24 protein-coding genes and 1 pseudogene are annotated in these 24158 nt (G+C 72.2%); 16 read left to right on the plus strand and 9 right to left on the minus strand.

What is annotated here, in order from left to right; all coding sequences use genetic code 11:
- Positions 1-28: 28 nt before the first annotated feature.
- The 4 genes from ACFPZJ_RS31785 to glmM all read left to right on the plus strand — a co-directional run bounded on the left by ACFPZJ_RS31785 (position 29) and on the right by glmM (position 4038).
- Complete coding sequence (locus tag ACFPZJ_RS31785; protein ID WP_381028837.1) at positions 29-1261, plus strand: glycosyltransferase family 87 protein; 1233 nt, start codon at positions 29-31, stop codon at positions 1259-1261.
- Positions 1262-1463: 202 nt separating this feature from the next.
- Complete coding sequence (rplM, locus tag ACFPZJ_RS31790; protein WP_031118775.1) at positions 1464-1907, plus strand: 50S ribosomal protein L13; 444 nt, start codon at positions 1464-1466, stop codon at positions 1905-1907.
- A gap of 42 nt (positions 1908-1949) precedes the next feature.
- Positions 1950-2462: a 30S ribosomal protein S9 gene (rpsI, locus tag ACFPZJ_RS31795; protein ID WP_003998795.1), complete on the plus strand. Its 513-nt coding sequence runs from the start codon at positions 1950-1952 to the stop codon at positions 2460-2462.
- A gap of 217 nt (positions 2463-2679) precedes the next feature.
- Positions 2680-4038: a phosphoglucosamine mutase gene (gene glmM, locus ACFPZJ_RS31800; RefSeq protein WP_381028840.1), complete on the plus strand. Its 1359-nt coding sequence runs from the start codon at positions 2680-2682 to the stop codon at positions 4036-4038.
- Here glmM and ACFPZJ_RS31805 read toward each other — a convergent pair.
- The gene (locus tag ACFPZJ_RS31805) at positions 4035-4976 is read right to left on the minus strand and encodes a DUF389 domain-containing protein (protein ID WP_381028842.1); all 942 of its coding nucleotides are present in this window, start codon (positions 4974-4976) and stop codon (positions 4035-4037) included. The genes glmM and ACFPZJ_RS31805 overlap by 4 nt on opposite strands.
- Before the next feature lie 74 nt (positions 4977-5050).
- Entirely contained in the window at positions 5051-6019 is a 969-nt protein-coding gene (coaA, locus tag ACFPZJ_RS31810) for a type I pantothenate kinase (protein ID WP_381029005.1), read from the minus strand.
- Positions 6020-6190: 171 nt separating this feature from the next.
- Between coaA and glmS the strand changes: the two genes are divergently transcribed.
- Positions 6191-8038: a glutamine--fructose-6-phosphate transaminase (isomerizing) gene (glmS, locus tag ACFPZJ_RS31815; protein WP_381028845.1), complete on the plus strand. Its 1848-nt coding sequence runs from the start codon at positions 6191-6193 to the stop codon at positions 8036-8038.
- 116 nt (positions 8039-8154) lie between these two features.
- Here the strand turns inward: glmS and ACFPZJ_RS31820 are convergent, their stop codons facing one another.
- The 3 genes from ACFPZJ_RS31820 to ACFPZJ_RS31830 form a co-directional block, all read right to left on the minus strand.
- Positions 8155-8502 (minus strand): hypothetical protein, encoded by a 348-nt coding sequence (locus ACFPZJ_RS31820; RefSeq protein ID WP_381028848.1) that lies wholly within the window; start codon positions 8500-8502, stop codon positions 8155-8157.
- A gap of 77 nt (positions 8503-8579) precedes the next feature.
- Entirely contained in the window at positions 8580-8777 is a 198-nt protein-coding gene (locus ACFPZJ_RS31825; RefSeq protein ID WP_381028850.1) for a DUF397 domain-containing protein, read from the minus strand.
- Positions 8778-8784: 7 nt separating this feature from the next.
- Positions 8785-9636, minus strand: a complete 852-nt coding sequence (locus tag ACFPZJ_RS31830; protein WP_381028853.1) for a helix-turn-helix domain-containing protein — start codon at positions 9634-9636, stop codon at positions 8785-8787.
- Positions 9637-9869: 233 nt separating this feature from the next.
- Between ACFPZJ_RS31830 and ACFPZJ_RS31835 the strand changes: the two are divergent.
- Positions 9870-10294: pseudogene (locus ACFPZJ_RS31835) on the plus strand (ATP-binding protein).
- A gap of 19 nt (positions 10295-10313) precedes the next feature.
- Entirely contained in the window at positions 10314-10685 is a 372-nt protein-coding gene (locus ACFPZJ_RS31840) for a holo-ACP synthase (protein WP_381028854.1), read from the plus strand.
- A 12-nt stretch (positions 10686-10697) separates the two neighbouring features.
- Here the strand turns inward: ACFPZJ_RS31840 and ACFPZJ_RS31845 are convergent, their stop codons facing one another.
- Positions 10698-10970: a hypothetical protein gene (locus ACFPZJ_RS31845; protein ID WP_381028856.1), complete on the minus strand. Its 273-nt coding sequence runs from the start codon at positions 10968-10970 to the stop codon at positions 10698-10700.
- Between the two features lie 71 nt (positions 10971-11041).
- Positions 11042-12196 carry a hypothetical protein gene (locus tag ACFPZJ_RS31850; RefSeq protein WP_381028857.1) on the minus strand — a complete coding sequence of 385 codons (1155 nt, stop codon included), beginning with the start codon at positions 12194-12196 and terminating at the stop codon, positions 11042-11044.
- 166 nt (positions 12197-12362) lie between these two features.
- On the opposite strand from ACFPZJ_RS31850, the gene ACFPZJ_RS31855 reads away from it, so the two are divergent.
- The 5 genes from ACFPZJ_RS31855 to ACFPZJ_RS31875 all read left to right on the plus strand — a co-directional run bounded on the left by ACFPZJ_RS31855 (position 12363) and on the right by ACFPZJ_RS31875 (position 18073).
- Positions 12363-13793: an NAD(P)H-hydrate dehydratase gene (locus ACFPZJ_RS31855; protein ID WP_381028860.1), complete on the plus strand. Its 1431-nt coding sequence runs from the start codon at positions 12363-12365 to the stop codon at positions 13791-13793.
- Between the two features lie 915 nt (positions 13794-14708).
- On the plus strand, positions 14709-15908 hold the full coding sequence (gene alr, locus ACFPZJ_RS31860; RefSeq protein ID WP_381028863.1) for an alanine racemase: 1200 nt from the start codon (positions 14709-14711) through the stop codon (positions 15906-15908).
- A gap of 59 nt (positions 15909-15967) precedes the next feature.
- Positions 15968-17227 carry an alpha/beta fold hydrolase gene (locus ACFPZJ_RS31865; RefSeq protein ID WP_381028866.1) on the plus strand — a complete coding sequence of 420 codons (1260 nt, stop codon included), beginning with the start codon at positions 15968-15970 and terminating at the stop codon, positions 17225-17227.
- Entirely contained in the window at positions 17193-17714 is a 522-nt protein-coding gene (gene tsaE, locus ACFPZJ_RS31870; RefSeq protein WP_381028868.1) for a tRNA (adenosine(37)-N6)-threonylcarbamoyltransferase complex ATPase subunit type 1 TsaE, read from the plus strand. The genes ACFPZJ_RS31865 and tsaE overlap by 35 nt, the downstream gene beginning before the upstream one ends.
- Positions 17715-17875: 161 nt before the next feature.
- The gene (locus ACFPZJ_RS31875; RefSeq protein WP_381028871.1) at positions 17876-18073 is read left to right on the plus strand and encodes a hypothetical protein; all 198 of its coding nucleotides are present in this window, start codon (positions 17876-17878) and stop codon (positions 18071-18073) included.
- Between the two features lie 58 nt (positions 18074-18131).
- Here the strand turns inward: ACFPZJ_RS31875 and ACFPZJ_RS31880 are convergent, their stop codons facing one another.
- Positions 18132-18686: a hypothetical protein gene (locus ACFPZJ_RS31880; RefSeq protein WP_381028873.1), complete on the minus strand. Its 555-nt coding sequence runs from the start codon at positions 18684-18686 to the stop codon at positions 18132-18134.
- A gap of 131 nt (positions 18687-18817) precedes the next feature.
- On the opposite strand from ACFPZJ_RS31880, the gene tsaB reads away from it, so the two are divergent.
- Genes tsaB through ACFPZJ_RS31900 form a run of 4 tightly spaced genes read left to right on the plus strand, consistent with a single transcriptional unit; the run spans position 18818 to position 21318 of the window.
- On the plus strand, positions 18818-19471 hold the full coding sequence (gene tsaB, locus ACFPZJ_RS31885) for a tRNA (adenosine(37)-N6)-threonylcarbamoyltransferase complex dimerization subunit type 1 TsaB (RefSeq protein WP_381028876.1): 654 nt from the start codon (positions 18818-18820) through the stop codon (positions 19469-19471).
- Positions 19468-19986: a ribosomal protein S18-alanine N-acetyltransferase gene (gene rimI / locus ACFPZJ_RS31890; RefSeq protein WP_381028879.1), complete on the plus strand. Its 519-nt coding sequence runs from the start codon at positions 19468-19470 to the stop codon at positions 19984-19986. The genes tsaB and rimI overlap by 4 nt, the downstream gene beginning before the upstream one ends.
- Positions 19979-21064, plus strand: a complete 1086-nt coding sequence (tsaD, locus tag ACFPZJ_RS31895) for a tRNA (adenosine(37)-N6)-threonylcarbamoyltransferase complex transferase subunit TsaD (RefSeq protein ID WP_381028882.1) — start codon at positions 19979-19981, stop codon at positions 21062-21064. Before rimI ends, tsaD begins: the two co-directional genes overlap by 8 nt.
- Complete coding sequence (locus ACFPZJ_RS31900; RefSeq protein ID WP_381028885.1) at positions 21061-21318, plus strand: hypothetical protein; 258 nt, start codon at positions 21061-21063, stop codon at positions 21316-21318. Before tsaD ends, ACFPZJ_RS31900 begins: the two co-directional genes overlap by 4 nt.
- A gap of 462 nt (positions 21319-21780) precedes the next feature.
- Here ACFPZJ_RS31900 and ACFPZJ_RS31905 read toward each other — a convergent pair whose 3' ends face one another.
- Positions 21781-24087, minus strand: coding sequence for a beta-xylosidase/alpha-l-arabinosidase (locus tag ACFPZJ_RS31905; RefSeq protein WP_381028888.1), 2307 nt, complete (start codon positions 24085-24087; stop codon positions 21781-21783).
- Positions 24088-24158 lie beyond the last annotated feature (71 nt).

Raw genomic sequence — 24158 nt, forward strand, 5'->3', positions numbered from 1 at the left:
GGGCTCCGGAACCCCTAGCGTTCCTTCAATGAGCACGGGCAAAAGCGGCATCTCCGGGTGGTTGGGGCGACCGGCGACCTGGCATGTGTGGGTGGGACTCGCGGCGGTGCTGGGCGCGCTGGCGGCGCGCACGGCACGCGAGGCCCCGGACGGCGGGATGGACAACGCCATCGTCGTGCGGGCCGCACGCGTCTGGCTGGCGGGCGGCTCGCCGTACGACGATCCGCACTTCCTGTATCTGCCGAGTGCCGTCCTGGCGGCGGTTCCGCAGGCCCTGCTGCCGCAGGGCGTGCTGCGCGTGCTGGTGCCGGTGGCGGTGACGGGCTGCCTGGCACTGGGCTGGGCCTGCGCGCTGCGCCTGCACCGCGTCCCGCTGGCCAGCCGTCTCGCGGCCCTCGGCCTGCTGGGACTGGCGGTGGGCTTCGCGCCGTTCGGCCATCTGGTGCGGCTGGGGAACTGGACGGTGACGGCGGTGGTGGCGCTCCCGCTGTGCCTGCTGCTGGCCGGTCGGGGCCGCTGGGTGGCGGCGGGCGTGGTGGTCGGCGCGGCCGTGGCGCTGAAGCCGCTGCTCGCCCCGATGGCCCTGCTGTTCGTCTTCGCGCGCCGCTGGCGGGCCCTCGGCGTGCTGGTCCTGGTGCCGGCCGTCACCTCGGTCTCGGCGGCGCTCCTGCTGCCCGACCCTGTGGGCTTCCTCACCCGCACCCTGCCGTTCCTGCTGCGCGGCGACGACGGCTTCGTACGGCTCTACGAGGCCTCTCCGGCGGCGGTGCTGCCGCGGCTGGGGGTGCCGGAACCGGTGGCGGGGGCGGTCGCGCTGCTGGCGGCGGCGGCCGGGGTGCTGTGCGCGTACCGCCGCTGGCACCGTGCCGGGCCGGGCCCGCTCCGGCTCGTCGAGACCTCCGCCGGCCTGATGCTCTCGGCGTTCCTCGTCTCCCGTCCGTCGTACGACCACTACCTCCTGGTCGTCCTTCCGCTGCTGCTCGCAGGGCTGCCGTACCCCGGCTCGGTGGCCCGGCGGCCCTGGTTCTGGCTGGGGCTCGTTCCGCAGGTGCCGGGGGTGACGTGGCCCTACCTGGAAACCGTCCGGCGGCGGGCCTTCAAGGACGCGGTCACGCTCTGTGTGCTGGCGGTGACGGTCGCCCGGCAGGCTGTCGGGCCGCGTCCGCCGGACGGCTCGGACGGTCCGGTGGTGGGTCCGCGGCGGGAGGCGGGTGCCCTCCCACCCAGTAGACTGGACGTCGGCAGTGATCCCGCGTTTTGACCCCCTCCGGGCGCCCCGGTATCCTGCCTATTCGTTGTGTATTGGCTTGCTCATTCTCACGGGACGGGCCCTTACACCGGTCCACCGGGCCGATGACCAGCGACCAGCACGCGGTTTGCGTCACCGTGGTGCGGTCAAGGCTGTCGTGATCGTTTCGGTGACCTTGTCTAGGACCATTCACTCGAAGCGAAGGCTACGAACCGTGCGTACGTACAGCCCCAAGCCCGGCGATGTGACGCGCCAGTGGCACGTCATCGACGCTCAGGACGTTGTCCTGGGCCGTCTCGCCAGCACTGCCGCCACCCTTCTGCGGGGCAAGCACAAGCCGATCTACGCGCCGCACGTCGACGCTGGTGACTTCGTCATCATCATCAACGCCGACAAGGTGCACCTGTCCGGCAACAAGCGGACCCAGAAGATGGCGTACCGCCACTCCGGCTACCCGGGTGGTCTGCGCTCCGTCCGTTACGACGAGCTGCTCGACAAGAACCCCGAGAAGGCCATCGAGAAGGCCGTCAAGGGCATGCTCCCGAAGAACTCCCTGGGCCGTCAGATGCTCTCGAAGCTGAAGGTCTACAAGGGTGACCAGCACCCGCACGGCGCGCAGCAGCCGCAGCCGTACGAGATCACCCAGGTCGCGCAGTAAGTCCGGCCACCCCCTAAGACTGAAGAGAATCTGAGGAGAATCGTGGCCGAGACCACTGCCGAGCAGCCGCTCGAAGAGCTTGACATCGACAGCTACACCACCGAGTCCGAGGTTCCGGTGGAGGGTGAGTACACCTCCGAGTCCCTCGCCTCGCGCTTCGGTGAGCCCCAGCCCGCCGCCGGCCTGGGCCGTCGCAAGAACGCCATCGCCCGCGTCCGGATCGTCCCGGGCACCGGCAAGTGGAAGATCAACGGTCGCACCCTCGAGGACTACTTCCCGAACAAGGTGCACCAGCAGGAAGTCAACGAGCCCTTCAAGGTGCTCGAGCTCGAGGGCCGTTACGACGTCATCGCCCGCATCGCCGGTGGCGGTGTCTCCGGTCAGGCCGGTGCGCTCCGTCTCGGTGTCGCCCGTGCGCTGAACGAGGCCGACGTCGACAACAACCGCGGTCCGCTGAAGAAGGCCGGCTTCCTGCGCCGCGACGACCGCGCGGTCGAGCGGAAGAAGGCCGGTCTGAAGAAGGCCCGTAAGGCCCCGCAGTACAGCAAGCGCTAATCGCTTCGCTGTCTCGCAGTTTCGCGTGATCGCCCCGGCGGCACTTTTCGTGCCACCGGGGCGGTTCGTTTACGGGGGACGTCGCTTATCGCAGGCTTACGCACAGGTCCACAACTCCCGCGGACCTCGGACGGTCTCGGGGGATGTACTCGGGCCGGGTCGCGCCTGGACACTCGGTGAGAGCCGCACTCTCTCAGAACTTTCGGAGGACACCACAGTGGGACGACTCTTCGGCACGGACGGCGTGCGCGGTGTCGCCAACGCGGACCTGACGGCCGAGATGGCGCTCGGCCTCTCCGTCGCCGCGGCGCACGTACTGGCCGAGGCGGGCACGTTCGAAGGACACCGGCCGACCGCGGTGGTCGGGCGTGACCCGCGCGCGTCCGGGGAGTTCCTGGAGGCCGCCGTGGTCGCGGGCCTGGCCAGCGCCGGCGTGGACGTGCTGCGGGTCGGCGTGCTGCCGACGCCCGCGGTGGCGTACCTCACGGGCGCGCTCGGCGCCGACCTCGGTGTGATGCTCTCCGCGAGCCACAACGCCATGCCCGACAACGGCATCAAGTTCTTCGCCCGCGGCGGCCACAAGCTCGCCGACGAGCTGGAGGACCGTATCGAGGCCGTGTACGAGGAGCACAAGCGCGGTGAGCCGTGGGAGCGGCCCACGGGCGCGGGCGTCGGCCGGGTGCGGTCGTACGAGGAGGGCTTCGAGCGGTACGTCGAGCACCTCATCGGTGTCCTGCCGAACCGGCTGGAGGGCCTGAAGATCGTCCTCGACGAGGCGCACGGCGCGGCCTCCCGGGTCTCGCCGGAGGCGTTCGCGCGCGCCGGTGCCGAGGTCGTCACGATCGGCGCCGAGCCGGACGGGCTCAACATCAACGACGGGTGCGGCTCCACGCACCTGGAGAAGCTGAAGGCCGCCGTCGTGGAGCACGGCGCGGACCTGGGCATCGCGCACGACGGTGACGCCGACCGCTGCCTGGCCGTCGACCACACCGGCGAGGAGGTGGACGGCGACCAGATCCTGGCCGTGCTCGCGCTGGCGATGAAGGAACGCTCCGCGCTGCGCGCCGAGACGGTGGTGGCGACCGTCATGTCCAACCTCGGCTTCAAGCTGGCCATGGAGCGCGAGGGCATCCGCCTCGTCCAGACCGCGGTCGGTGACCGCTACGTCCTGGAGGAGATGAAGGAGAACGATTACGCGCTCGGCGGCGAGCAGTCCGGGCACGTGATCGTCCTCGACCACGCGACCACCGGCGACGGCACGCTGACCGGCCTGCTGCTGGCCGCCCGGGTCGCGCAGAGCGGTCGTACGCTGCGGGAGCTGGCGTCCGTGATGGAGCGGCTGCCGCAGGTGCTGATCAACGTCCCGGACGTCGACAAGTCCCGGGTCGGGACGTCGGCGGAGCTCGCCGCCGCGGTCGCCGAGGCGGAGCGGGAGCTGGGGGCGACCGGTCGGGTGCTGCTGCGGCCGTCGGGGACCGAGCCGCTGGTGCGGGTGATGGTGGAGGCCGCCGACATCGAGCAGGCCCACTCGGTGGCCGGGCGACTGGCCGACTCGGTGAAGTCGGCGCTGGGTTAGCCGGTCTTGCGCAGACGTTCGCGCTGCTTGGACCAGAGTCCCTTCTGGACCAGCAGCGTGAGCGTGCCCGCGAGGAGGATGGCGAGCAGGTTGAGCAGGAGCTGCTCCGACGAGCCCCAGGTCTGCCGGGTGTCGCCGTAGCTGAGCGCCACCGCCGCGTTGGCGGCGGCCGGGACCGTCGTCACGGAGATGGCGACGCCCACCAGCGCGCCGGACTTGGCGGAGGTCAGGGAGAGGGTGCCGGCGGCGCCGGCGAGGATCGCCACGACGAACGAGAACCAGTCGGGGGCGTAGATGAAGCCGGTGTTGGGCCGGTCGCCCTCCAGTTTCGCCTCGCTGAACAGGCCGACCGCGTCCATGAAGTGGCTGAAGCCGACCGTCACCGCCATCGCCACCGCGAAGCCCGCCAGCAGGGCGACCAGCGAGCGCAGCGCCAGCCGCGGCGCGCGCTGCACCACCGCCGTGCAGATGCCCGCGAGCGGGCCGAACTCCGGACCGACCGCCATCGCGCCCACGATCAGGATCGCGTTGTCGAGCACCACACCACAGGCCGCGATCATGGTGGCCAGCGTGATGAACGCGAGGTAGGTGACCGACAGGGTCGACTCCTCGTGCGTGGCGTCGGTCAGGTGCTCCCACAGCACCGCGTCCGCGCTCTCGCCCGGGGCCTCGGCCTCCGCCTCGTCCGCGCGCTGGGACAGCGACAGGTCGATGTTCTCGACGGCGATGGAGCCGCAGCCGTCGATGTCCAGGTCCTGAAGGCCGCTGAGAAGCTCGTCGCCCGCCTCGCGCGCCACGTCGCACAGGACGACGTCACCGGCAGGGTCGCGGGCGGCTCCGGGCAGCACGACGAGATGTGTGGTGCCGACGGTGCCCTCGATCAGACGGACCACGTCGCCGGTCTTCTCGGGCGGCGTGATCAGGCGCAGATGCAGCATGGAGCCTTTCTAACAGGCCGCCGTGACAGTCCGCCGTGACAGTCCGCGGTGACCGTCGGCCGTGACCGTCCGCGTCACAGTTTGCGCAGGCTCAGGCGCTGCACCGTGTGGTCCGGGCCCTTGCGCAGCACGAGGGTGGCCCGGCCGCGGGTGGGCGCGATGTTCTCGACGAGGTTCGGCTTGTTGATCGTGCGCCACATGGTGCGGGCGTAGTCGAGGGCCTCCTCCTCGGAGACCTGGGTGTACTTGCGGAAGTACGAGGACGGGTTCTGGAAGGCGGTCGCGCGCAGCTTCTTGAAGCGGTCGAGGTACCAGCGCTCGATGTCCTCGGTGCGGGCGTCGACGTACACGCTGAAGTCGAAGTAGTCGGCGAGACCGACCCGGGTGCGGCCGTCCTTGCCGGGCAGGGCGGGCTGGAGCACGTTCAGCCCCTCGACGATCAGGATGTCCGGCCGCCGGACGACGAGCTTCTCGCCGGGCACGATGTCGTAGATCAGGTGGGAGTAGACGGGCGCGGTCACCTCGGCCTTGCCCGCCTTGATGTCGGCGACGAACCGGGTGAGGGCGCGGCGGTCGTACGACTCGGGGAAACCTTTCCGCGACATCAGGCCGCGGGCCTGGAGCTCCTTGGTGGGCAGCAGGAAGCCGTCCGTCGTCACGAGCTCGACGCGCGGGTGCTCGGGCCAGCGCCGCAGCAGCGCCTGGAGGAGGCGGGCGACGGTGGACTTGCCGACGGCGACGGAACCGGCGACCCCTATGACGAAGGGCGTGCCGGACTGGGAGCCCTGTTCGCCGAGGAACGTGTTCAGCGCCCCTCTGAGCCCGTCCGTGGCGCCGACGTACAGGTTGAGGAGCCGGGACAGCGGGAGGTAGATGTCCCGCACCTCGTCCAGGTCGATCACGTCGCCGAGACCGCGCAGCTTCTCGACCTCCTCGGCCGTGAGCGGCAAGGGCGTCTTGTCCCGCAGCGCACTCCACTCCGCGCGGGTGAGGTCGACGTAGGGAGTCGCCTCCGGCCGTTGCCGGTGGGCGCTCCGGGGCATCGAGGAGACCGGAGAGATCACAGTCCATTGTTAACGGAGTTCGAGGGGGATGGCGGGTGGGGTCGGTCACGCCGACGCCCGGCTCCGTGGCCTGCCCGCACCGGTGGGTTTTTCCGATTCCGGGCAAGGAGTGCCGTGTTTCGTGGCAGTTCGGGTCGTAGGCTGCCGCGCATGTGCGGAATCGTGGGATACGTGGGGCCGCAGTCTGCCCTCGACGTCGTAATGGCCGGGCTGAAGCGGCTGGAGTACCGGGGCTACGACTCGGCGGGTGTCGCCGTGCTGGCGGACGGCGGGCTGGCGACGGCGAAGAAGGCCGGGAAGCTGCTCAACCTGGAGAAGGAGCTGGACGACCGGCCGCTGCCGACCGGCTCGACGGGCATCGGGCACACACGGTGGGCCACGCACGGCGGGCCGACCGACGCCAATGCCCACCCGCACATCGACAACGCGGGGCGGGTCGCGGTCGTGCACAACGGCATCATCGAGAACTTCGCGGCGCTCCGGGCGGAGCTGCAGGAGCGGGGGCACGAACTCGCCTCCGAGACCGACACCGAGGTGGTCGCGCATCTGCTCGCTGAGGAGTTCTCCTCCTGCGCGGACCTCGCCGAGGCGATGCGGCTGGTGTGCCGGCGGCTGGAGGGCGCGTTCACGCTGGTCGCGGTGCATGCCGACGAGCCCGAGGTGGTCGTGGGCGCGCGGCGGAACTCGCCGCTGGTGGTGGGCGTCGGAGAGGGCGAGGCCTTTCTCGCCTCGGACGTCGCCGCGTTCATCGAGCACACGCGGTCGGCGGTCGAGCTGGGCCAGGACCAGGTGGTGGAGCTGCGCCGGGACGCCGTGACGGTGACCGGCTTCGACGGCCGCCCGGCGGACGTGCGCTCGTACCACGTCGACTGGGACGCGTCGGCCGCGGAAAAGGGGGGGTACGACTACTTCATGCTCAAGGAGATCGCCGAGCAGCCCAAGGCGGTCGCCGATACGTTGCTGGGGCGCATCGACGGGTCCGGCTCGCTGACCCTGGACGAGGTGCGGATCCCTCCGCAGGTGCTGCGGGAGGTCGACAAGGTCGTCGTCGTCGCGTGCGGTACGGCCTTCCACGCGGGGCTCATCGCCAAGTACGCCATCGAGCACTGGACGCGGATTCCGTGCGAGGTGGAGCTGGCGAGCGAGTTCCGCTACCGGGATCCGATCCTGGACCAGCAGACGCTGGTCATCGCCATCTCCCAGTCCGGGGAGACCATGGACACGCTGATGGCGGTACGCCATGCCCGCGAGCAGGGCTCCAGGGTGCTGGCGATCTGCAACACCAACGGGTCGACGATCCCGCGCGAGTCCGACGCGGTGCTGTACACGCATGCCGGGCCCGAGGTGGCCGTCGCCTCCACCAAGGCGTTCCTGACGCAGCTGGTCGCCTGTTACCTGGTGGCGCTGTACCTGGGGCAGGTGCGGGGTACCAAGTGGGGCGACGAGATCCGGGCGGTGGTCCGGGACCTGTCCTCGATCGCCGGTGCGGTGGAGCAGGTCCTGGGGACCATGGAGCCGGTACGGGAGCTGGCCCGAACGCTCGCCTCCAAGAACACGGTGCTGTTCCTGGGCCGGCATGTGGGGTATCCGGTGGCGCTGGAGGGCGCGCTGAAGCTGAAGGAACTCGCCTACATGCACGCCGAGGGCTTCGCGGCGGGGGAGTTGAAGCACGGGCCGATCGCCTTGATCGAGGAGGATCTGCCCGTGGTGGTGGTCGTGCCGTCGCCCCGGGGGCGGTCGGTGCTGCACGACAAGATCGTGTCCAACATCCAGGAGATCCGGGCGCGGGGTGCGCGGACCATCGTGATCGCGGAGGAGGGGGACGAGGCGGTCGTTCCGTACGCCGACCATCTGATCCGCATTCCGGTGACGCCGACGCTGCTTCAGCCGATGGTGGCGACCGTGCCGTTGCAGGTGTTCGCCTGTGAGCTGGCCACGGCCCGGGGCAACGAGGTCGACCAGCCGCGGAACCTGGCGAAGTCGGTGACGGTGGAGTGAGCTGACGCGGACCGTCGAAAGGGGCGGACGGCTGCGCGCCGTCCGCCCCCTGGTCCGCCGGTGAACCGTCAACTGGCCAGCCGGTCGGGCGATCAGCTGGTCACGCCGTCGGGCGACTACCAGTTGATGCAGGTCTTCGGCACCCAGCCGGTCTTCTTCTCGCCGCCGTAGTACCACATGTTGCTCTTCTTGCCGCAGGCCGTGTACGAACCGCCCTTGTAGGCCTTGCCGTCGTTGCAGATCGTGCCCTTCTTGCCCTTGCCCCAGATGCCGACGGCCGTGGCCGTCGTCTTCGGCGCGGTGCGGACGTTGACGGTCTCCTTGGCCTTGACGTTGACGATCGCCTTGCTGCAGTCCTGCGGCGGAGCCGCGGAGGCGGTGCCGGCGGTGGCGACGGTGCCGGTGAGGGCCGTACCGATGACGACGGCGGTGGCGACCGCGGTCCGCAGCGACTTCAGATGCATGGTCAGTGCTCTCCCGTTATGTGCGAGCGTCCGCCGAGCGCGGAGCACGGGAAAACCCTACGGGCGCCAGGGGCACGTCAGTTGCCCGGGGCTTCCTTCTGCATCGCTGCGATGAACTGGGCGAAGGCCGCGACCGGGAAGGTGAGGGTGGCTCTGGCCGGGGCCTTCGAGTCGCGGATGGCTATGCGGGTGGGGGTGTTTGCGATTTCCACGCAGTCGTTGCCGTCGCCCTCGCCGGAGTAGGACGACTTCCGCCAACTGTCAGTGGTGACCATGGGTGCCTCACAGCTCTCTCGCCAGCTTGTGGATGAAGTCACGCGAGCGTTCGGGTTCGAGTGATACAGCCTGCACCCTGTGGAAGCGTGTTCGATAGGCGTTGAGCTGAGCTTCAGTATCGATAAAGACGGAGCCATGGGGTGCATCACGCACCACCGTGTCCAGTTTGGGTACGGGGCCACCCACGTAGGTCATGGTGCTTGAGGCTCTGGCGAAGCCGTCCAGGTCGAAGGGGATGACGCGCACGGTGATGTGGTCCGCCTCGGACAGTTCGAGGATCCGGGCCACTTGAGCCTGTGAGGTGGTGCGGTCGCTGACCCGGATCCGCAGTGCCGCCTCGTGGATCACCACTTCGTACGGGGTGGGGGAGGGGCCCTCGATGACCACGCGGCGCGCCATCCGATGGCGGATGCGCGACTCCCGCTCCTCCGACGTCAGTTCGGGGACCCTCGACGAGAAGACGGCGCGGGCGTAGTCCTCCGTCTGAAGCAGGCCCGGGACGAACAGGATGGCAACCTCTTGGCGGAACGACCCGTGGTGGTCCAGTTCGGACAGGTCAAGGAACTGGGTGGGCAGGAGGCCCCGGTACTCCTCCCACCAGCCGCGTGTCCGGTCAGTGGCCATCGCGACCAGGGCGTCGATGAACTCCTTGTCCGTACAGGCGTAGTGGGAGGCCAGGCGGCGTAGCCGCTCCTCACTCACGCCCGTCAGCCCGGATTCGATGTGGCTCATCTGGACGCGGCCCGTTCCGAGCAGCGCCGCCGCCTCACGAGCGGTGAGTCCTGCCGCCTCGCGGAGTCTGCGCAACTCGACACCCAGGCGCACCTGGCGTGCCGTTGGTTCGCGCCGCAGGACCATCGTTTGCTCCTTCTGCAACAGGCCTGTAGGTACGGCTCGTTCGAGGTCAGATTACGCGATCAGCTTGCTCGGGATGACAGGTTAGTCCTACTGTCTGTGATGCGCCGCACACGCTGCGAAACCCCCATGTGCCGGAAGCGCACCGCTCCGTCCTGCCATGACGCTGCGGCAACGACACCGGCAGTCCTGTTGGCGCGCATTCCAACTCCCCATCCCCGTCATGGAGTTCACGCATGTCCGAGACCGAGATCCACGAGCCCTGGGAGTGCACCCTGTACATCCCCAACGACTTGCGTGCCGTCACTGTCAGTCGCCGTACCCTGCGCCTGATCCTCACCATCCACGGACTGATCCGGCTGGCCGATGTCGCCGAGCTGCTGGCGACGGAGCTGGTGTCCAACGCCGTTCGGCACACCAAGGGGCCCGCCGCACTGCGCGTGCGCTGGTCGGCCGGTGTGCTGCGGGTCGGGGCGTGGGCGCGGACCCCGGGCCGCCCGAGCCCCCAGGGGTGCTGGAGCAGGCCGTCGACCTGGAGGAGGGGCGAGGGCTGGCGCTGGTCCGGGCCTGTGCGGATGTGTGGGGCTGGCAGCCGCTGACGCGGGACGGGAACCGGGGGAAGTACGTGTGGTGCGAGCTGAGTGCCGCGCGAGCGGCGTGACGTACGTAGAGTGCCCGCCATGAGCATCATCGGGGTCGGTATCGACGTGGCCGAGATCGATCGGTTCGCGGCGTCCCTGGAGCGGACGCCCGGGATGGCCCGACGGCTTTTCCGGCCGAGCGAGTTGTTGCTGCCCAGCGGGGAACGCCGCGGGGTCGCCTCGCTCGCCGCCCGGTTCGCCGCCAAGGAGGCGCTGGCCAAGGCGCTCGGCGCGCCGGCCGGGCTGTTGTGGAGCGACGCCGAGGTGTATGTCGAGGACAGCGGACAGCCCCGGCTGCGGGTGACCGGCACGGTGGCCGCGCGGGCGGCGGAACTCGGTGTGCGGTCGTGGCACGTGTCGCTGAGCCATGACGCGGGGGTGGCCTCCGCGGTCGTGATCGCGGAGGGGTGAGGGCCGTTCGGCCTAGGACGCCGCCCACAGAAGTGTGGCGGTGCCGAAGAAGCCCATCGCGCCCAGGGTCGTTCCGGCGGCCGCGGTCCACAGGTGGCCGACGCCGTGGCGGGCGTGGTGGATGCCCAGGGCGCCGAGGGTGACGGCGAGGCCGCCGGCGATCACCGTCCAGGGGAACAGGTAGGCCCAGGTGCCCACGGCGGAAAGGGCGCCGAGGACGAGTGCGGTGGGTCCCAGGGCTGTGGCGGGTGTGTCGGTCTGCTCGGGCACGGTCGGCTGAGACATGGCCGGTCCCCCGGGGGGAGAGCCCCCGCCCGGTGGGGCGGGGGCTCCGGACCGGCCGGTCGTGGGGTCTCTCAGCAGATCGACTGGCTGCTGTTCACCAGGCGGTTGTTGCGGAACGTCGTGTTCTCGCCGCACGGGCTCTCCCGTATCGCCGAGTTGGTCACCGTCAGGTTCTGGATGGTGATGTCCCGGTTGTTCGGGAACTCCGAGCGGGCCGCCAGGCGGATCTCGCCGCCGCCCGTGACGCTGCCGCTCTGCGCGGCGAGGCTGACGTTGTAGCAGTTCTCGATGAGCACCGAGTTGTTGCCGGTGTTGGAGATCGTGACCCTGTCGATCGTCGCGCCGCCGCTCTCGGAGACGCAGAAGACACCGCGTCCGCCACCTCGCGCGATGACCTCGCCGACCCGGATGTTGGTGGGGTAGGAACTGCCGACGCGGCCGTTGCGGTTGGCCATGCGGAAGGCCGCGTAGCCGGTGCCCGTGCCCGCGTTCTCCGCGTCGACCTTGGTGACGGTGGCGTTGATGGTCTGGTTGAACAGCAGGCCCGACTCGCCCACGTTGCGGGCGGTCACCGTGCCGATGGTGATGCCGTCGACGCCGTACGTCTCGACCGCGTGACTGGAGGCTCCGGAGACGTACACGTTGTCGATGCGGACGTTGCGCGTCCACTGGCTGGTGTCGCCGCGGTTGTCGATCCGGACGCCGAGGCCGCGCGAGAGGCGCATGTCGATCTGACCCAGCGTCACGTTCTGGACGTTGCGCAGGAAGATGCCATACAGCGGGGTGCCGGTGACGTTGAGGTGCTGGACCTCGACGTCCCGGGTGCCGCGCGAGTAGACCGGCGCCTGGTCGCCCGAGCCGGTGCCGGTCACGTTGATCGTGCCGCACACGTCGAGGACGGTGTAACTCGGCAGGGAGATGCGGGAGCCGGCGGACATCGAGCCCGAGCCGCGGACCACGACCCGCTGCTTCGAGGTCCGGCCGGCGGTCAGGCTGTTGACCGCCGCCTGGACGGCGGCGCGCATGTCGGTGCCGGTGTAGACGGTGCTGCCGCCACGCCGAGCGGTCCATGTGCTGCCGCTCTGCACGGCCTCCGCGTGGAACGAACCGTCCCCGCATGCGGCCGCCCGCGTGGGGGCCGCCGTGGCCGGGGCCGTGAGGGTGCCGACGGCGGTGAGGAGAGCGGTGGCGCCGACGGCGGCGACGAGTGCGGCTCTGCGTCCCATGTGGGGGTCCTCTCGTCGAATCGATTCGACTGAATCGATTCATCCTGTGGGGGGCCGTGAGTTTGACAAAGGCATGGCAAAGCGTCAATGGATGCGACGGAGTTGGCGGGACACGGCTGGGTCGGCCGGATGCGACGGAGTCGGCCGGTACGGGAGACTCGACCGCATGCGTACTGCGTACAGCGTGGAGACGGTCAGGACGGCTGAACGAGAGCTGATGGCACGGCTTCCGGAAGGCGCGCTGATGCAACGCGCCGCCGCCGGGCTCGCCGCCGCCTGCGCGGATCTGCTCGGGCGGGTGTACGGCAGCCGGATCGTCCTGCTCGTCGGCAGCGGGGACAACGGCGGCGACGCACTGTACGCCGGGGCCCGGCTGGCCCGGCGCGGCGCCGGTGTCACGGCGGTGCTGCTCGCGCCGGAGCGGGCGCACGGCGGCGGGCTCGCGGCGTTGCGCCGCGCGGGCGGCCGGGCCGTGGGAGCCGGTGGCGCGGAGGAGTTGATCGAGCGGGCCGACCTGGTCGTCGACGGCATCGTCGGGATCGGCGGCAAGGGCGGACTGCGGCCGGACGCCGTGCCGTTGGCCGCCGCCGCCCGACGGTCGCGGGCCGTGGTGGTCGCCGTCGACCTGCCGAGCGGGGTCGACGTCGACACCGGGGAGGTGCACGGGGCGGCCGTACGGGCCGATGTGACGGTGACGTTCGGCACGCACAAGCCGGGGCTGCTCATCGATCCGGCGCGGGAGTACGCCGGGTTCGTCCGGCTGGTCGACATCGGGCTGGAGCTGCCGGCCGAGCCCGCACTGGAGGCGTTGCAGCACGCGGACGTCGCGCGGCTGCTGCCGGTGCCGGCGGCGGAGAGCGACAAGTACCGGCGGGGCGTGGTCGGGGTCGCCGCCGGGTCCGCGCGGTACCCGGGGGCCGCCGTACTCGCCGTCGCGGGGGCGCTGCGGGGCGGGGCCGGGGCGGTGCGGTACGTCGGTCCGGCCGGGGACGCCGTGATCGCCCGCTTCCCCGAGACGCTGGTGTCCGACCGGGGGCCGCACAAGGCGGGGCGGGTGCAGGCCTGGGTCGTCGGGCCGGGCGCGGGGGACGACGCCGGCACCGTCGCGGAGGTGCTGGAGGCGGACGTGCCGGTGCTGATCGACGCGGACGGGCTGCGGTTGGCGGAGGTGGGGGCCGTACGGGGGCGTGCGGCGCCGACGTTGATGACACCGCACGCGGGGGAGGCCGCGGCGCTGCTCGGGGTGGAGCGGGCGGTCGTCGAGGGGGCGCGGCTGAGTGCCGTGCGGGAGTTGGCGCGGCGGTACGGGGCGACCGTGCTCCTGAAGGGTTCGACGACGCTGGTCGCCGATCCCTCGGGCGGGGCTGTCCGGGTGAACCCGACCGGGACGTCCTGGCTGGCCACGGCGGGGAGCGGGGACGTGCTGTCGGGGCTGGCGGGGTCCTTGCTGGCGGCGGGGCTCACGGCGGTGGACGCGGGGAGTGCGGCGGCGTATCTGCACGGGCTGGCAGGGAGGTTGGCCGCGGACGGGGCGCCTGTGGGGGCGCATGACGTGGCGGAGGCGGTTCCGGTGGCTTGGCGGAACGTGGCTGGGTAGCGGTGGGGCGTGTCGGTGCTGCCGGTCGTCCGGTGCTCGGCGTCGGTGCTGGGGCCGGGTGAGCGCGCAACCCGGCGCGACGAGGTGCGACGAGGTGCCTCCCCCACTCTCGGCTTCGCTCGAGCGGGGCCCCACCGCCCACCTGTGCCCCCCAGGGGCAGGACTGCCCACAGCTGGGTCGGTAGGGATGCCCGCATTCAGGTCGGCACACATGCCCGCCGCCCTGCGCGCATGCTCGCCGCTGGGGCGGAGCCGGGCGGGGAGCGGCTGCCCGCAGCCAGGTCGGCGCGAAGCCCGCAGCCAGATGCACGAATGTCGCAGCCAGGGTGGAGCCGGGCGGGGACGGCTGCCCGCGGCTTGGTCGGCAGGCGTGCTCGTAGCTGAGCGTGGAGCGGCTGCCCCGCAGTCAGGTCGGCAGCGTGCCCGCAGTCAGGTGGCACGGATGCCCGCTGCCAGGGTGGAGCCGGGCGGGGACGGCTGCCCGCGGCTTGGTCGGCAGGCGTGCTCGTAGCTGAGCGGGGAGCGGCTGCCCCGCAGTCAGGTCGGCAGCGTGCCCGCAGTCAGGTGGCACGGATGCCCGCTGCCAGGGTGGAGCCGGGCGGGGACGGCTGCCCGCGGCTTGGTCGGCAGGCGTGCTCGTAGCTGAGCGGGGAGCGGCTGCCCCGCAGTCAGGTCGGCAGGCGTGCCCGCAGTCAGGTGGCACGGATGCCCGCTGCCAGGGTGGAGCCGGGCGGGGACGGCTGCCCGCGGCTTGGTCGGCAGGCGTGCTCGTAGCTGAGCGGGGAGCGGCTGCCCCGCAGTCAGGTCGGCAGGCGTGCCCGCAGTCAGGTGGCACGGATGCCCGCTGCCAGGGTGGAGCCGGGCGGGGACGGCTGCCCGCAGCCAAGCGGTGGGGCCTCTGAGACACTGGGCGCGATGAACGAGACAGCAGCCTTGCGGACCGCGCCCCTGCGGGCCCGTGCCGAGATCGACCTGGCCGCTCTGCGGGCCAACGTGCGGACCCTGCGTGCCCACGCGCCGGGCGCGGCCCTGATGGCCGTCGTGAAGTCCGACGCGTACGGCCACGGTGCGGTGCGCTGCGCCCGTGCGGCCGTCGAGGCGGGGGCGACCTGGCTGGGTACCGCCACGCCCGAGGAGGCCCTGGTACTGCGGGCGGCCGGGTTGACGGGACGCGTCATGTGCTGGCTGTGGACGCCCGGCGGGCCCTGGCGGGAGGCGATCGAGGCCGACCTGGACGTGTCCGTCAGCGGTATGTGGGCCCTGAAGGAGGTCACGGCGGCGGCGCGTCGCGCGGGGCGGCCCGCGCGGGTGCAGCTCAAGGCCGACACCGGGCTCGGACGGGGCGGCTGCCAGCCGGGCGAGGACTGGGCCGAGCTGGTCGGCGAGGCGCTGCGCGCCGAGGACGAGGGCCTGGTCCGGGTCACCGGGCTGTGGTCGCACTTCGCGTGCGCCGACGAGCCGGGCCACCCCTCCATCGCCGCCCAGCTCGCCGCCTTCCGGGAGATGACGGCGTACGCCGAGCAGCGCGGCGTCCGGCCCGAGGTCCGGCACATCGCCAACTCGCCCGCCACCCTCACCCTCCCCGATAGCCACTTCGACCTCGTGCGGACCGGCATCGCCCTGTACGGCGTCTCGCCCAACCCCGAGATCGGCACCCCGGCCGACTTCGGGCTGCGCCCGGTGATGACGTTGTCGGCCTCGCTGGCCCTGGTCAAGCACGTCCCGGGCGGTCACGGCGTCAGCTACGGGCACCGCTACGTCACACCCGGCGAGACGACCCTGGGCCTGGTGCCCCTCGGCTACGCGGACGGCATCCCCCGGCACGCCTCCTCCGCCGGCCCCGTACTGGTCGAGGGCAAGTGGCGCACGGTCGCGGGGCGTGTCGCCATGGACCAGTTCGTCGTCGACCTGGGCGGGGACGAGCCCGAGCCGGGCACCGAGGCGGTCCTGTTCGGACCCGGCGACCGCGGCGAACCCACCGCCGAGGACTGGGCGCAGGCCGCGGGCACCATCGCGTACGAGATCGTCACACGGATCGGAACGCGCGTTCCTCGCGTCTATGTGGGTGACGCACACGTCAGCCACGAACAGGTGAATGACGAACAGGACGGGTAACCCGCACGACCTGTGCACAGTCCCGGCCCGACCAGTAGCCCGGTGAAGAGGAGCGGTACGTGAGCGAGAGCAGTGCGGAGGCCGTCGCGGACGCCGCCGCGGCGGTCGTCGCCTCGGCCGCCGCGGGAGCGACGGGAGGCTGGCGCCGGGCGACCGGCATCGCGGGCGTCGCGATAGGCGTAGTGGCCGCGGGCGCGGCCGCCGGTGTCGCCATCGAGCGGCTCACCGTCGGCCGGGGCATGCGGCAGAAGGCGCGACTCGCCCTCGACTCGGCGGGACCGTACGGCGCGCTGCGCGGCACGCCCGGCAAGGCGTACGCCGACGACGGCACCGAGCTGTACTACGAGGTCGACGACGTCGACCCGGAGGCGGCCTCCGCCCTCACCCCGCGCCGCCGGCGGCTCTTCGGGCGCAAGGCGCCCGCTCCCGTCACCGTCGTCTTCAGCCACGGCTACTGCCTCAACCAGGACTCCTGGCACTTCCAGCGCGCGGCGCTGCGGGGCGTCGTAAGGACCGTGCACTGGGACCAGCGCAGCCACGGCCGGTCCGCGCGGGGCGTCGCCCAGGTGGAGCGCGACGAGCCGGTCACCATCGAGCAGTTGGGCCGCGACCTGAAGGCCGTCATCGACGCGGCCGTCCCCGAGGGGCCGATGGTGCTGGTCGGGCACTCCATGGGCGGGATGACGGTCATGGCGTTCGCCGACCAGTACCCGGAGCTGATCCGGGAGCGGGTCGTCGGCGTCGCCCTCGTCGGCACCTCGTCGGGGCGGCTCGGCGAGGTCAACTTCGGGCTGCCGGTCGCCGGGGTCAACGTGGTGCGGCGGGTGCTGCCCGGGGTGCTGAAGGCGCTGGGGCAGCGGGCCGAGCTGGTCGAGAAGGGGCGCCGGGCCACCGCCGACCTGTTCGCCGGGATCATCAAGCGGTACTCGTTCGCCTCCAAGGACGTCGACCCGGCGGTCGAGCGGTTCGCCGAGCGCATGATCGAGGGCACGCCGATCGACGTGGTCGCCGAGTACTACCCGGCGTTCGACAACCACGACAAGACCGAGGCGCTGGCCCACTTCGCGGACATGCCGGTCCTGGTGCTGGCCGGGGTGCAGGACATGGTCACGCCGAGCGAGCACAGCGAGGCCATCGCCGACCTGCTGCCGGAGGCGGAGCTGGTGCTGGTCCCGGACGCGGGCCACCTGGTGATCCTGGAACACCCGGAAGTGGTCACCGACCGCCTCGCCGACCTGCTCACCCGCGCGGGTGCCGTGCCCGCAGGAGCTACCGTGGGTGGCTATGGAAGCACCAGCAGCACCGCACAACCCGGCTGAGTCCGGTTCCGTCCGGATCACCGTCACCTCTCCCGAACAGATGCGGGAGCTGGGCCGCAGGCTCGCCAAGCTGCTGCGCGCCGGGGACCTGGTGATGCTCACCGGGGAGCTCGGCGCGGGCAAGACGACGCTGACCCGGGGGCTCGGCGAGGGGCTCGGCGTGCGCGGCGCGGTCACCTCCCCGACGTTCGTGATCGCCCGTGTGCATCCGTCGCTGGGCGACGGTCCGCCGCTCGTCCACGTCGATGCCTACCGGCTGTCCGGCGGACTGGAGGAGATGGAGGACCTCGACCTCGACGTCTCGCTGCCCGAGTCGGTGATCGTCGTGGAGTGGGGCGAGGGCAAGGTCGAGGAGCTGACCGAGGAGCGGCTCCAGGTCGTCATCCACCGGGCCGTGGGAGACACGACGGACGAGGTGCGGCAGGTGACGCTCACCGGGCTGGGGGAGCGCTGGGCCGGGGCTGACCTGAGCGTGCTGTCCGCCTGAGCATGCCCGCCGCGCTCCGTCCGGGCCGGGCGGCTTTCATGAAGGTTCCGACAAGACGTCGGCAAGATGTTGCGTTCCGCGTCTCGCGCGTGGTCACATGGTATCCCGTCCGTAGTTAGGTGTACCTAACTACGTCCGCCCCCGGAACCCAGGAGGCGTCCATGTCGGCTACACAGAACGAGGCGCGGCCGCAGCCGTTCGCGGTCGCCGGGGTGTCCATGCACGACCTGCTGGCGTCCTGTGCCGCCGCGCGGACGATCTCGACGCCGCCCAGGGTGCCGGACCCGGAGGCGTCCGGCCCGCAGCTGTCCGGGCCGCAGGGGTCCGGCCCGGTCGCAGGGCACCGCGAGGCCGCCTAGCGCACCCACCGCGTGCAGGCGCGCAGGCGGCGGCGTCGTGCTCCGGCGCCCGGTCGGCCTAGCGGACCACGACGACCTTCCGGCCGATCGTCGCGAACATCCACATCGCCTCGCCGTCCTCCCGCGTCTCCCGGATGCCGCCCGTCCTCACGCGCGGGTCCGGTGCCGGTGTCGAGCCGTCGACGGCCGCGCTGAAGCCGATGGCCACGCCCTCCACGCTGGTGAAGCGCACGACGTGCTCGACGGGCGTGCCGTCCGAACCGGTGACGGCCTTGGAGCGGGACGTGACCGCGTAGCTGCCCGGCGCCGGGTCCACCGCGCTCGGGTAGACCCGGAACGTGTGCTTGACCTTGCCGCCTCCGCCGACCAGCCACACCCGGTCGCCACCCAGGGAGTACACGACACGCTCACCCTTGCCGGAGCCGGCGGGCACGGCCGTGGGGCCCTTCGCGTTCCGGGGGGCCTCGGAGGCGCCGGCCGCCGGTGAGCCGACCGTCCGCGGACTGCCCAGATCGGCCGGGACGGTCGCCGAGGCCTGGTAGGCGAGGAAGCCGACCGTGGCGAGAGCGGCCACGGTGAGCCCGGCCACGATTCCCGAGCTGCTGGCTGCCACCGGCACCCACCTCCGCGTCGTACGTCCGTTGCTTGGGTCCACTGCTGTCGTGACGGTAGGTGACGGTAGCAGGGGGTGACGGTCCGACCGGGGCGGCCGTGCCGGGGCCGCGGGAGCCGTAGGCTGTTTGCGTGCTCTTGCTCGCTCTGGATACCGCCACACCCGCCGTCACCGTCGCGTTGCACGACGGCAGGGACGTCATCGCCTCGTCGAGCCAGGTGGACGCGCGCCGACACGGTGAGCTGCTGCTGCCCGCGATCGACCGCGTACTCGCCGAGGCCGGTCTCAAGCTCGACGCCGTCACCGGGATCGTCGTCGGCGTCGGACCCGGCCCGTACACCGGGCTGCGCGTCGGCCTGATGACCGCCGACACCTTCGGGCTCGTGCTCGGTGTGCCCGTGCACGGCGTGTGCACGCTCGACGGCCTCGCGTACGCCACCGACCTGGAGGGCCCCTTCGTCGTGGCGACCGACGCCCGCCGCAAGGAGGTCTACTGGGCGCGGTACGCCGACTCCCGCACCCGCGTCACCGACCCGGCCGTCGACCGGCCCGCCGACATCGCCGAGCAGGTCAGGGGTCTGCCCGCGGTCGGCGCGGGAGCGCTGCTGTACCCGGACACCTTCCCGAGCGCGCACGAGCCCGAGCACGTGTCCGCCGCCGCCCTGGCCCGCCTGGCCGCCGAGAAACTGGCCGAGGGCGGGGAGCTCGCCGCGCCCCGGCCGCTGTACCTGCGCCGGCCCGACGCGCAGGTCCCCAAGAACTACAAGGTGGTCACCCCCAAGTGACCGAACCCGTGACGCCCGTACTGCGCGAGATGCGCTGGTGGGACATCGATCCCGTGCTGGAGCTGGAGCGGGACCTGTTTCCCGAGGACGCCTGGTCGCGGGGCATGTTCTGGTCCGAGCTGGCCCACGCGCGCGGGCCGGAGGCGAACCGCCGGTACGTCGTGGCCGCTGTCCCGGCGGAGCCCGCCGAGCGGATCGTCGGGTACGCCGGACTCGTCGCCTCCGGTGAGCAGGCCGACATCCAGACCATCGCCGTCGCCCGCGACCAGTGGGGCACCGGCCTCGGCAGCCGCCTGCTGGCCGAACTGCTGAAGGCGGCGACCGCCTTCGAGGTCGCGGAAGTGATGCTGGAGTGCCGCGTGGACAACGTCCGCGCGCAAAAGCTCTACGAGCGCTTCGGCTTCGAGCCCATCGGTGTCCGGCGCGGCTATTACCAGCCGGGGAACGTGGACGCCCTGGTGATGCGCCTGACCACCCCCGAGAACTCCGTACAAGGAACCGACATCCATGGCTGACGAACCCCTGGTGCTGGGGATCGAGACCTCCTGCGACGAGACCGGCGTGGGCATCGTGCGCGGTACCACCCTGCTGGCCGACGCCGTCGCCTCCAGCGTCGACGAACACGCCCGCTTCGGCGGGGTCGTGCCGGAGGTGGCCTCGCGGGCCCATCTGGAGGCGATGGTGCCGACCATCGACCGCGCGCTGAAGGACGCCGGGGTGAGCGCGAGGGACCTGGACGGCATCGCGGTGACCGCCGGACCCGGCCTGGCCGGAGCGCTGCTGGTCGGCGTCTCGGCGGCGAAGGCGTACGCCTACGCCCTCGGCAAGCCGCTCTACGGCGTCAACCACCTCGCCTCCCACATCTGCGTGGACCAGCTGGAGCACGGCCCGCTGCCGGAGCCGACGATGGCGCTGCTGGTCAGCGGCGGTCACTCCTCCCTGCTGCTGTCCTCCGACATCACCTCCGACGTCCGGCCGATGGGCGCGACCATCGACGACGCGGCGGGCGAGGCCTTCGACAAGATCGCCCGGGTGCTGGACCTCGGCTTCCCCGGCGGACCGGTCATCGACCGGTACGCGAAGGAGGGCGACCCGGACGCGATCGCGTTCCCGCGCGGCCTGACCGGCCCGCGCGACCCGGCGTACGACTTCTCCTTCTCCGGGCTGAAGACGGCCGTGGCCCGCTGGATCGAGGCCAAGCGGGCGGTGGGCGAGGAGGTGCCGGTGCGGGACGTGGCGGCCTCCTTCCAGGAGGCGGTCGTGGACGTGCTGACCCGCAAGGCCGTCCGCGCCTGCAAGGACGAGGGCGTCGACCACCTGATGATCGGCGGCGGCGTGGCCGCCAACTCGCGCCTGCGGGCCCTGGCCCAGGAGCGCTGCGAGGCCGCCGGGATCCGGCTGCGCGTGCCGCGTCCCAAGCTGTGCACGGACAACGGGGCGATGGTGGCCGCGCTCGGCGCGGAGATGGTCGCGCGGGGCCGTGCGGCCTCGTCGTGGGACCTGTCGGCGGACTCCTCACTGCCGGTGACGGACCCGCACGTGCCCGGACACGACCATGTGCACGAGGTCGGCACGGAGAACCTCTACCCGTGACGGTCGCGCTGATGTGGGAGGCGCGGGCGGTGCCCGGGCGGGGCGGGGAGCTGCTGGCCTGGGCCCAGGCGCAGGAGCTGGCCGGGCGGCCCCTGCGCCGGGAGACCTTCCGCGCGCCTGCGGACCGGGTGTTGGTGATCACCTGGTGGGACGCGCCGTACGACGCCGAGCTGCCCGAACTGCCGGAGCCCGACGGGGCGTTGGTCACGCGGGCGGTGCACCGGTGGCGGTTCGAGTCGGCGGGAGTGAGCTGACCGGCGCCGGCCGTGCCGGACGTCGGCCGGTGCCGCCGTGTCGGCGGGAAGCGCGGCCGGTTCGAGTCGGTCGGCGTGAGGTGACCGTCGTGCGGGATGTCGGCGGCGTCGCCATATTGGCGGGGGCGGGGGCCGTTGGAGTCGGTGGGTGTGGGCTGACCGGTTCTGTGGGGTGCCGGGCGGCGTCGCCTTGTCGGTGGGGAGCGGGGCCAGCAGCGAGGGCCGGTCGTGTCGGCGTGAGCGGGGTCGGCCGACGTGAGGTGACGGGCCGTGCCGGACGTCGGCCGGTGCCGCCGTGTCGGGGGAAGCGCGGCCGGTTCGAGTCGGTCGGCGTGAGGTGACCGTCGTGCGGGACGGCGGTCGGCGTCGCCTTGTCAGCGGGGGAACGCGGTCAGTACCCGGAGCGCCTCGGGCGGTTCGACGTGGAGCTGCCTGACCATCGCGTTCGGCCAGGCGCGAGCGTCAGGCCGCCTCGGTCACCTCCGTCTCGCACCGCAGCCGCCGGCCGGGGCCGAGGACCCGGACCGGGCCGGTGAGCGTGAGCCGCGCGGTGTGTCGGGTGTCCGCGCTGGACGCCCCCAACCGCAGTTCGAGCGCGCCCGGTTCGACGACCTTTCTGCCGGAGCTGTCGGTGAAGGCGGAGAGGTCCGCGTGGAAGCGGAACGTCACCCGCCGGGACTCGCCGGGCGCCAGCTCCAGCCGCTGGTAGCCGATCAGCCGGACGTCCGGGCGCGTCACCGACGCCACCGGATCGTGCAGGTACAGCTGGACGACCTCCGCGCCCGCACGGTCGCCCGTGTTACGGACGGTGACGGAGAGGTCGTATGTGCCGTCCGTGCCGATCCCGGGGGCCGTCCCCGCGAAGTCCTCCCACGCGAACGTCGTGTAGGAGCGGCCGTGACCGAAGGCGTACAGCGGCGTCGGGTCCAGGTTGCTGACCTCGCCCGCCAGGCCGAGCGGGGGCTGGAGATACGTCCAGGGCTGGCCGCCGGGGAGCTTCGGGACGCTGACGGGGAGCCGGCCCGAAGGGGTGACGCGGCCCGACAGCACTCCCGCGACCGCCGGGCCGCCCTCTTCCCCCGGGAAGAAGGCCTGGACGACGGCGCCCAGGCGGCCGTGCCAGCGGCCCAGCGCGTACGGCCGTCCGGTCAGCAGGACCAGGACCACGGGGACGCCCGTGGCCACCAGGGCGTCGAGCAACTCGCCCTGCACGCCGGGCAGTCGCAGATCCGCCGCGTCGCAGCCCTCGCCCGAGGTGCCCCGGCCGAACAGGCCCGCCCGGTCGCCGAGCACCGCCACGCACACGTCCGCCTCCGCGCTGCGCGCGATCGCCTCCTCGAAGCCGGATGTGTCCGGGTCCGCCACCCCGCAGCCTGCGGCGAACGTCACCTTCGCGTCGGGCAGTTCGGTGCGCAGCGCCTCCAGCAGCGTCGGGATCTCGATGCCCGTGGGCACGTCGGGGTGGTGGGGCAGCACGTGCGAGGGGAAGGAGTAGCAGCCCAGCATGGCGAGCGCGTCGTCCGCCCGCGGGCCCACGACCGCGACGCGGGTGCCGGGGGCCAGCGGCAGCAGGCCGTCCGGGTTGTCCAGCAGCACCACCGACTCCTCGGCCAGGCGGCGGGCCAGGACACGGTTCGCCGTCGAGTCGAGGGCGATCCCGGTGGCCGGCTCGGGCGTCCAGTCGGCGTTCAGCAGGCCCAGTTCGCACTTCTGGAGCAGCACACGGCGAGCCGCGCGGTCCACCAGGTCCTCCGGGATCTCGCCCGCGCGGACGGCGTCCAGCAGAGGCTGCCCGTAGCACTTCAGGGTGGGCAGCTCGACGTCGATCCCGGCCGTGAGCGCCGCGTGCGCCGCCTGCGCGGGGCCGGCCGCGACCCGGTGCAGGGTCTCCAGGAAGCCGATGCCGAAGTAGTCCGCGACCACCGTGCCCGTGAAACCCCACTCGTCGCGCAGCAGCCTGGTCAGCAGTTCGGGATCCGCAGAGGCCGGGACGCCGTCCGTCTCGGTGTACGCGGCCATCACCGAGCGCGCTCCGCCCTCGCGCAGCGCCATCTCGAACGGCGGGAGGGTGACGTCGGCGAACTCCCGGACCCCGGCCCGGACCGGCGCCAGATTGCGGGCCCCGGCCGAGGAGGCGTACCCGGCGAAGTGCTTGAGGGTGGCGACGATCCCGGCCGACTCCAGGCCCCGCACGTACGCGGCGCCGATCGTGCCCACCAGGTACGGGTCCTCGCCGATCGTCTCCTCCACCCGGCCCCAGCGCGGATCGCGTACGACGTCCAGGACGGGGGCCAGGCCCTGGTGGACGCCGACCGCGCGCAGGTCGCCGCCGATGCGGCGGGCCATCTCCTCGACGAGCGGCGGGTCGAAGCTGGCGCCCCAGGCCAGCGGTACCGGGTAGGCGGTGGCCTGCCAGGCGGTGAACCCGGCCAGGCACTCCTCGTGGGCGATCGCGGGGACGCCGAACCGGCTCGCCGCCATGATGCGGCGCTGGGCGCGGGCGAGGGCCTGCGCGCCCAGCGCCGGGTCCACGGGTGCGGTGCCGAAGGAGCGGGTGAGCTGGCCCAGGCCCCGGGTGATGAGCTCGTCCCAGTCGTAGTCCGCGGTCATGTCGTGCTGGTGCGGGGCGACTCCGCCGCCGTCCGTCGAGGCACCCACCCACACGCCGTACAGCTGGGCGGTCTTCTCCTCCAGGGTCATCCGGGAGAGCAGGTCGTCGACGCGGGCGGCTGCGGGCAGGGCGGGGTCACGCCAGGGCGCGGTGGTCATGAAGCTCCTGTCGGGTGGACGGGACGGCCCTCACACGGTCGGTCTCACGAATGTTTCGATATGGGCATCGA

Source organism: Streptomyces bullii, from assembly GCF_042657145.1.
In the GTDB taxonomy this organism is placed as follows: Bacteria; Actinomycetota; Actinomycetes; order Streptomycetales; family Streptomycetaceae; genus Streptomyces; species Streptomyces bullii.

Coding starts and splice junctions, on each gene's coding strand:
- ACFPZJ_RS31785 (WP_381028837.1), top strand. CDS start 29: ATGAGCACGGGCAAAAGCGGCATCTCCGGGTGGTTGGGGCGACCGGCG.
- ACFPZJ_RS31805 (WP_381028842.1), bottom strand. CDS start 4,976: ATGCTGCATCTGCGCCTGATCACGCCGCCCGAGAAGACCGGCGACGTG.
- coaA (WP_381029005.1), bottom strand. CDS start 6,019: ATGCCCCGGAGCGCCCACCGGCAACGGCCGGAGGCGACTCCCTACGTC.
- glmS (WP_381028845.1), top strand. CDS start 6,191: ATGTGCGGAATCGTGGGATACGTGGGGCCGCAGTCTGCCCTCGACGTC.
- ACFPZJ_RS31820 (WP_381028848.1), bottom strand. CDS start 8,502: ATGCATCTGAAGTCGCTGCGGACCGCGGTCGCCACCGCCGTCGTCATC.
- ACFPZJ_RS31825 (WP_381028850.1), bottom strand. CDS start 8,777: ATGGTCACCACTGACAGTTGGCGGAAGTCGTCCTACTCCGGCGAGGGC.
- ACFPZJ_RS31830 (WP_381028853.1), bottom strand. CDS start 9,636: ATGGTCCTGCGGCGCGAACCAACGGCACGCCAGGTGCGCCTGGGTGTC.
- ACFPZJ_RS31840 (WP_381028854.1), top strand. CDS start 10,314: ATGAGCATCATCGGGGTCGGTATCGACGTGGCCGAGATCGATCGGTTC.
- ACFPZJ_RS31845 (WP_381028856.1), bottom strand. CDS start 10,970: ATGTCTCAGCCGACCGTGCCCGAGCAGACCGACACACCCGCCACAGCC.
- ACFPZJ_RS31850 (WP_381028857.1), bottom strand. CDS start 12,196: ATGGGACGCAGAGCCGCACTCGTCGCCGCCGTCGGCGCCACCGCTCTC.
- ACFPZJ_RS31855 (WP_381028860.1), top strand. CDS start 12,363: ATGCGTACTGCGTACAGCGTGGAGACGGTCAGGACGGCTGAACGAGAG.
- alr (WP_381028863.1), top strand. CDS start 14,709: ATGAACGAGACAGCAGCCTTGCGGACCGCGCCCCTGCGGGCCCGTGCC.
- tsaE (WP_381028868.1), top strand. CDS start 17,193: ATGGAAGCACCAGCAGCACCGCACAACCCGGCTGAGTCCGGTTCCGTC.
- ACFPZJ_RS31875 (WP_381028871.1), top strand. CDS start 17,876: ATGTCGGCTACACAGAACGAGGCGCGGCCGCAGCCGTTCGCGGTCGCC.
- tsaD (WP_381028882.1), top strand. CDS start 19,979: ATGGCTGACGAACCCCTGGTGCTGGGGATCGAGACCTCCTGCGACGAG.
- ACFPZJ_RS31905 (WP_381028888.1), bottom strand. CDS start 24,087: ATGACCACCGCGCCCTGGCGTGACCCCGCCCTGCCCGCAGCCGCCCGC.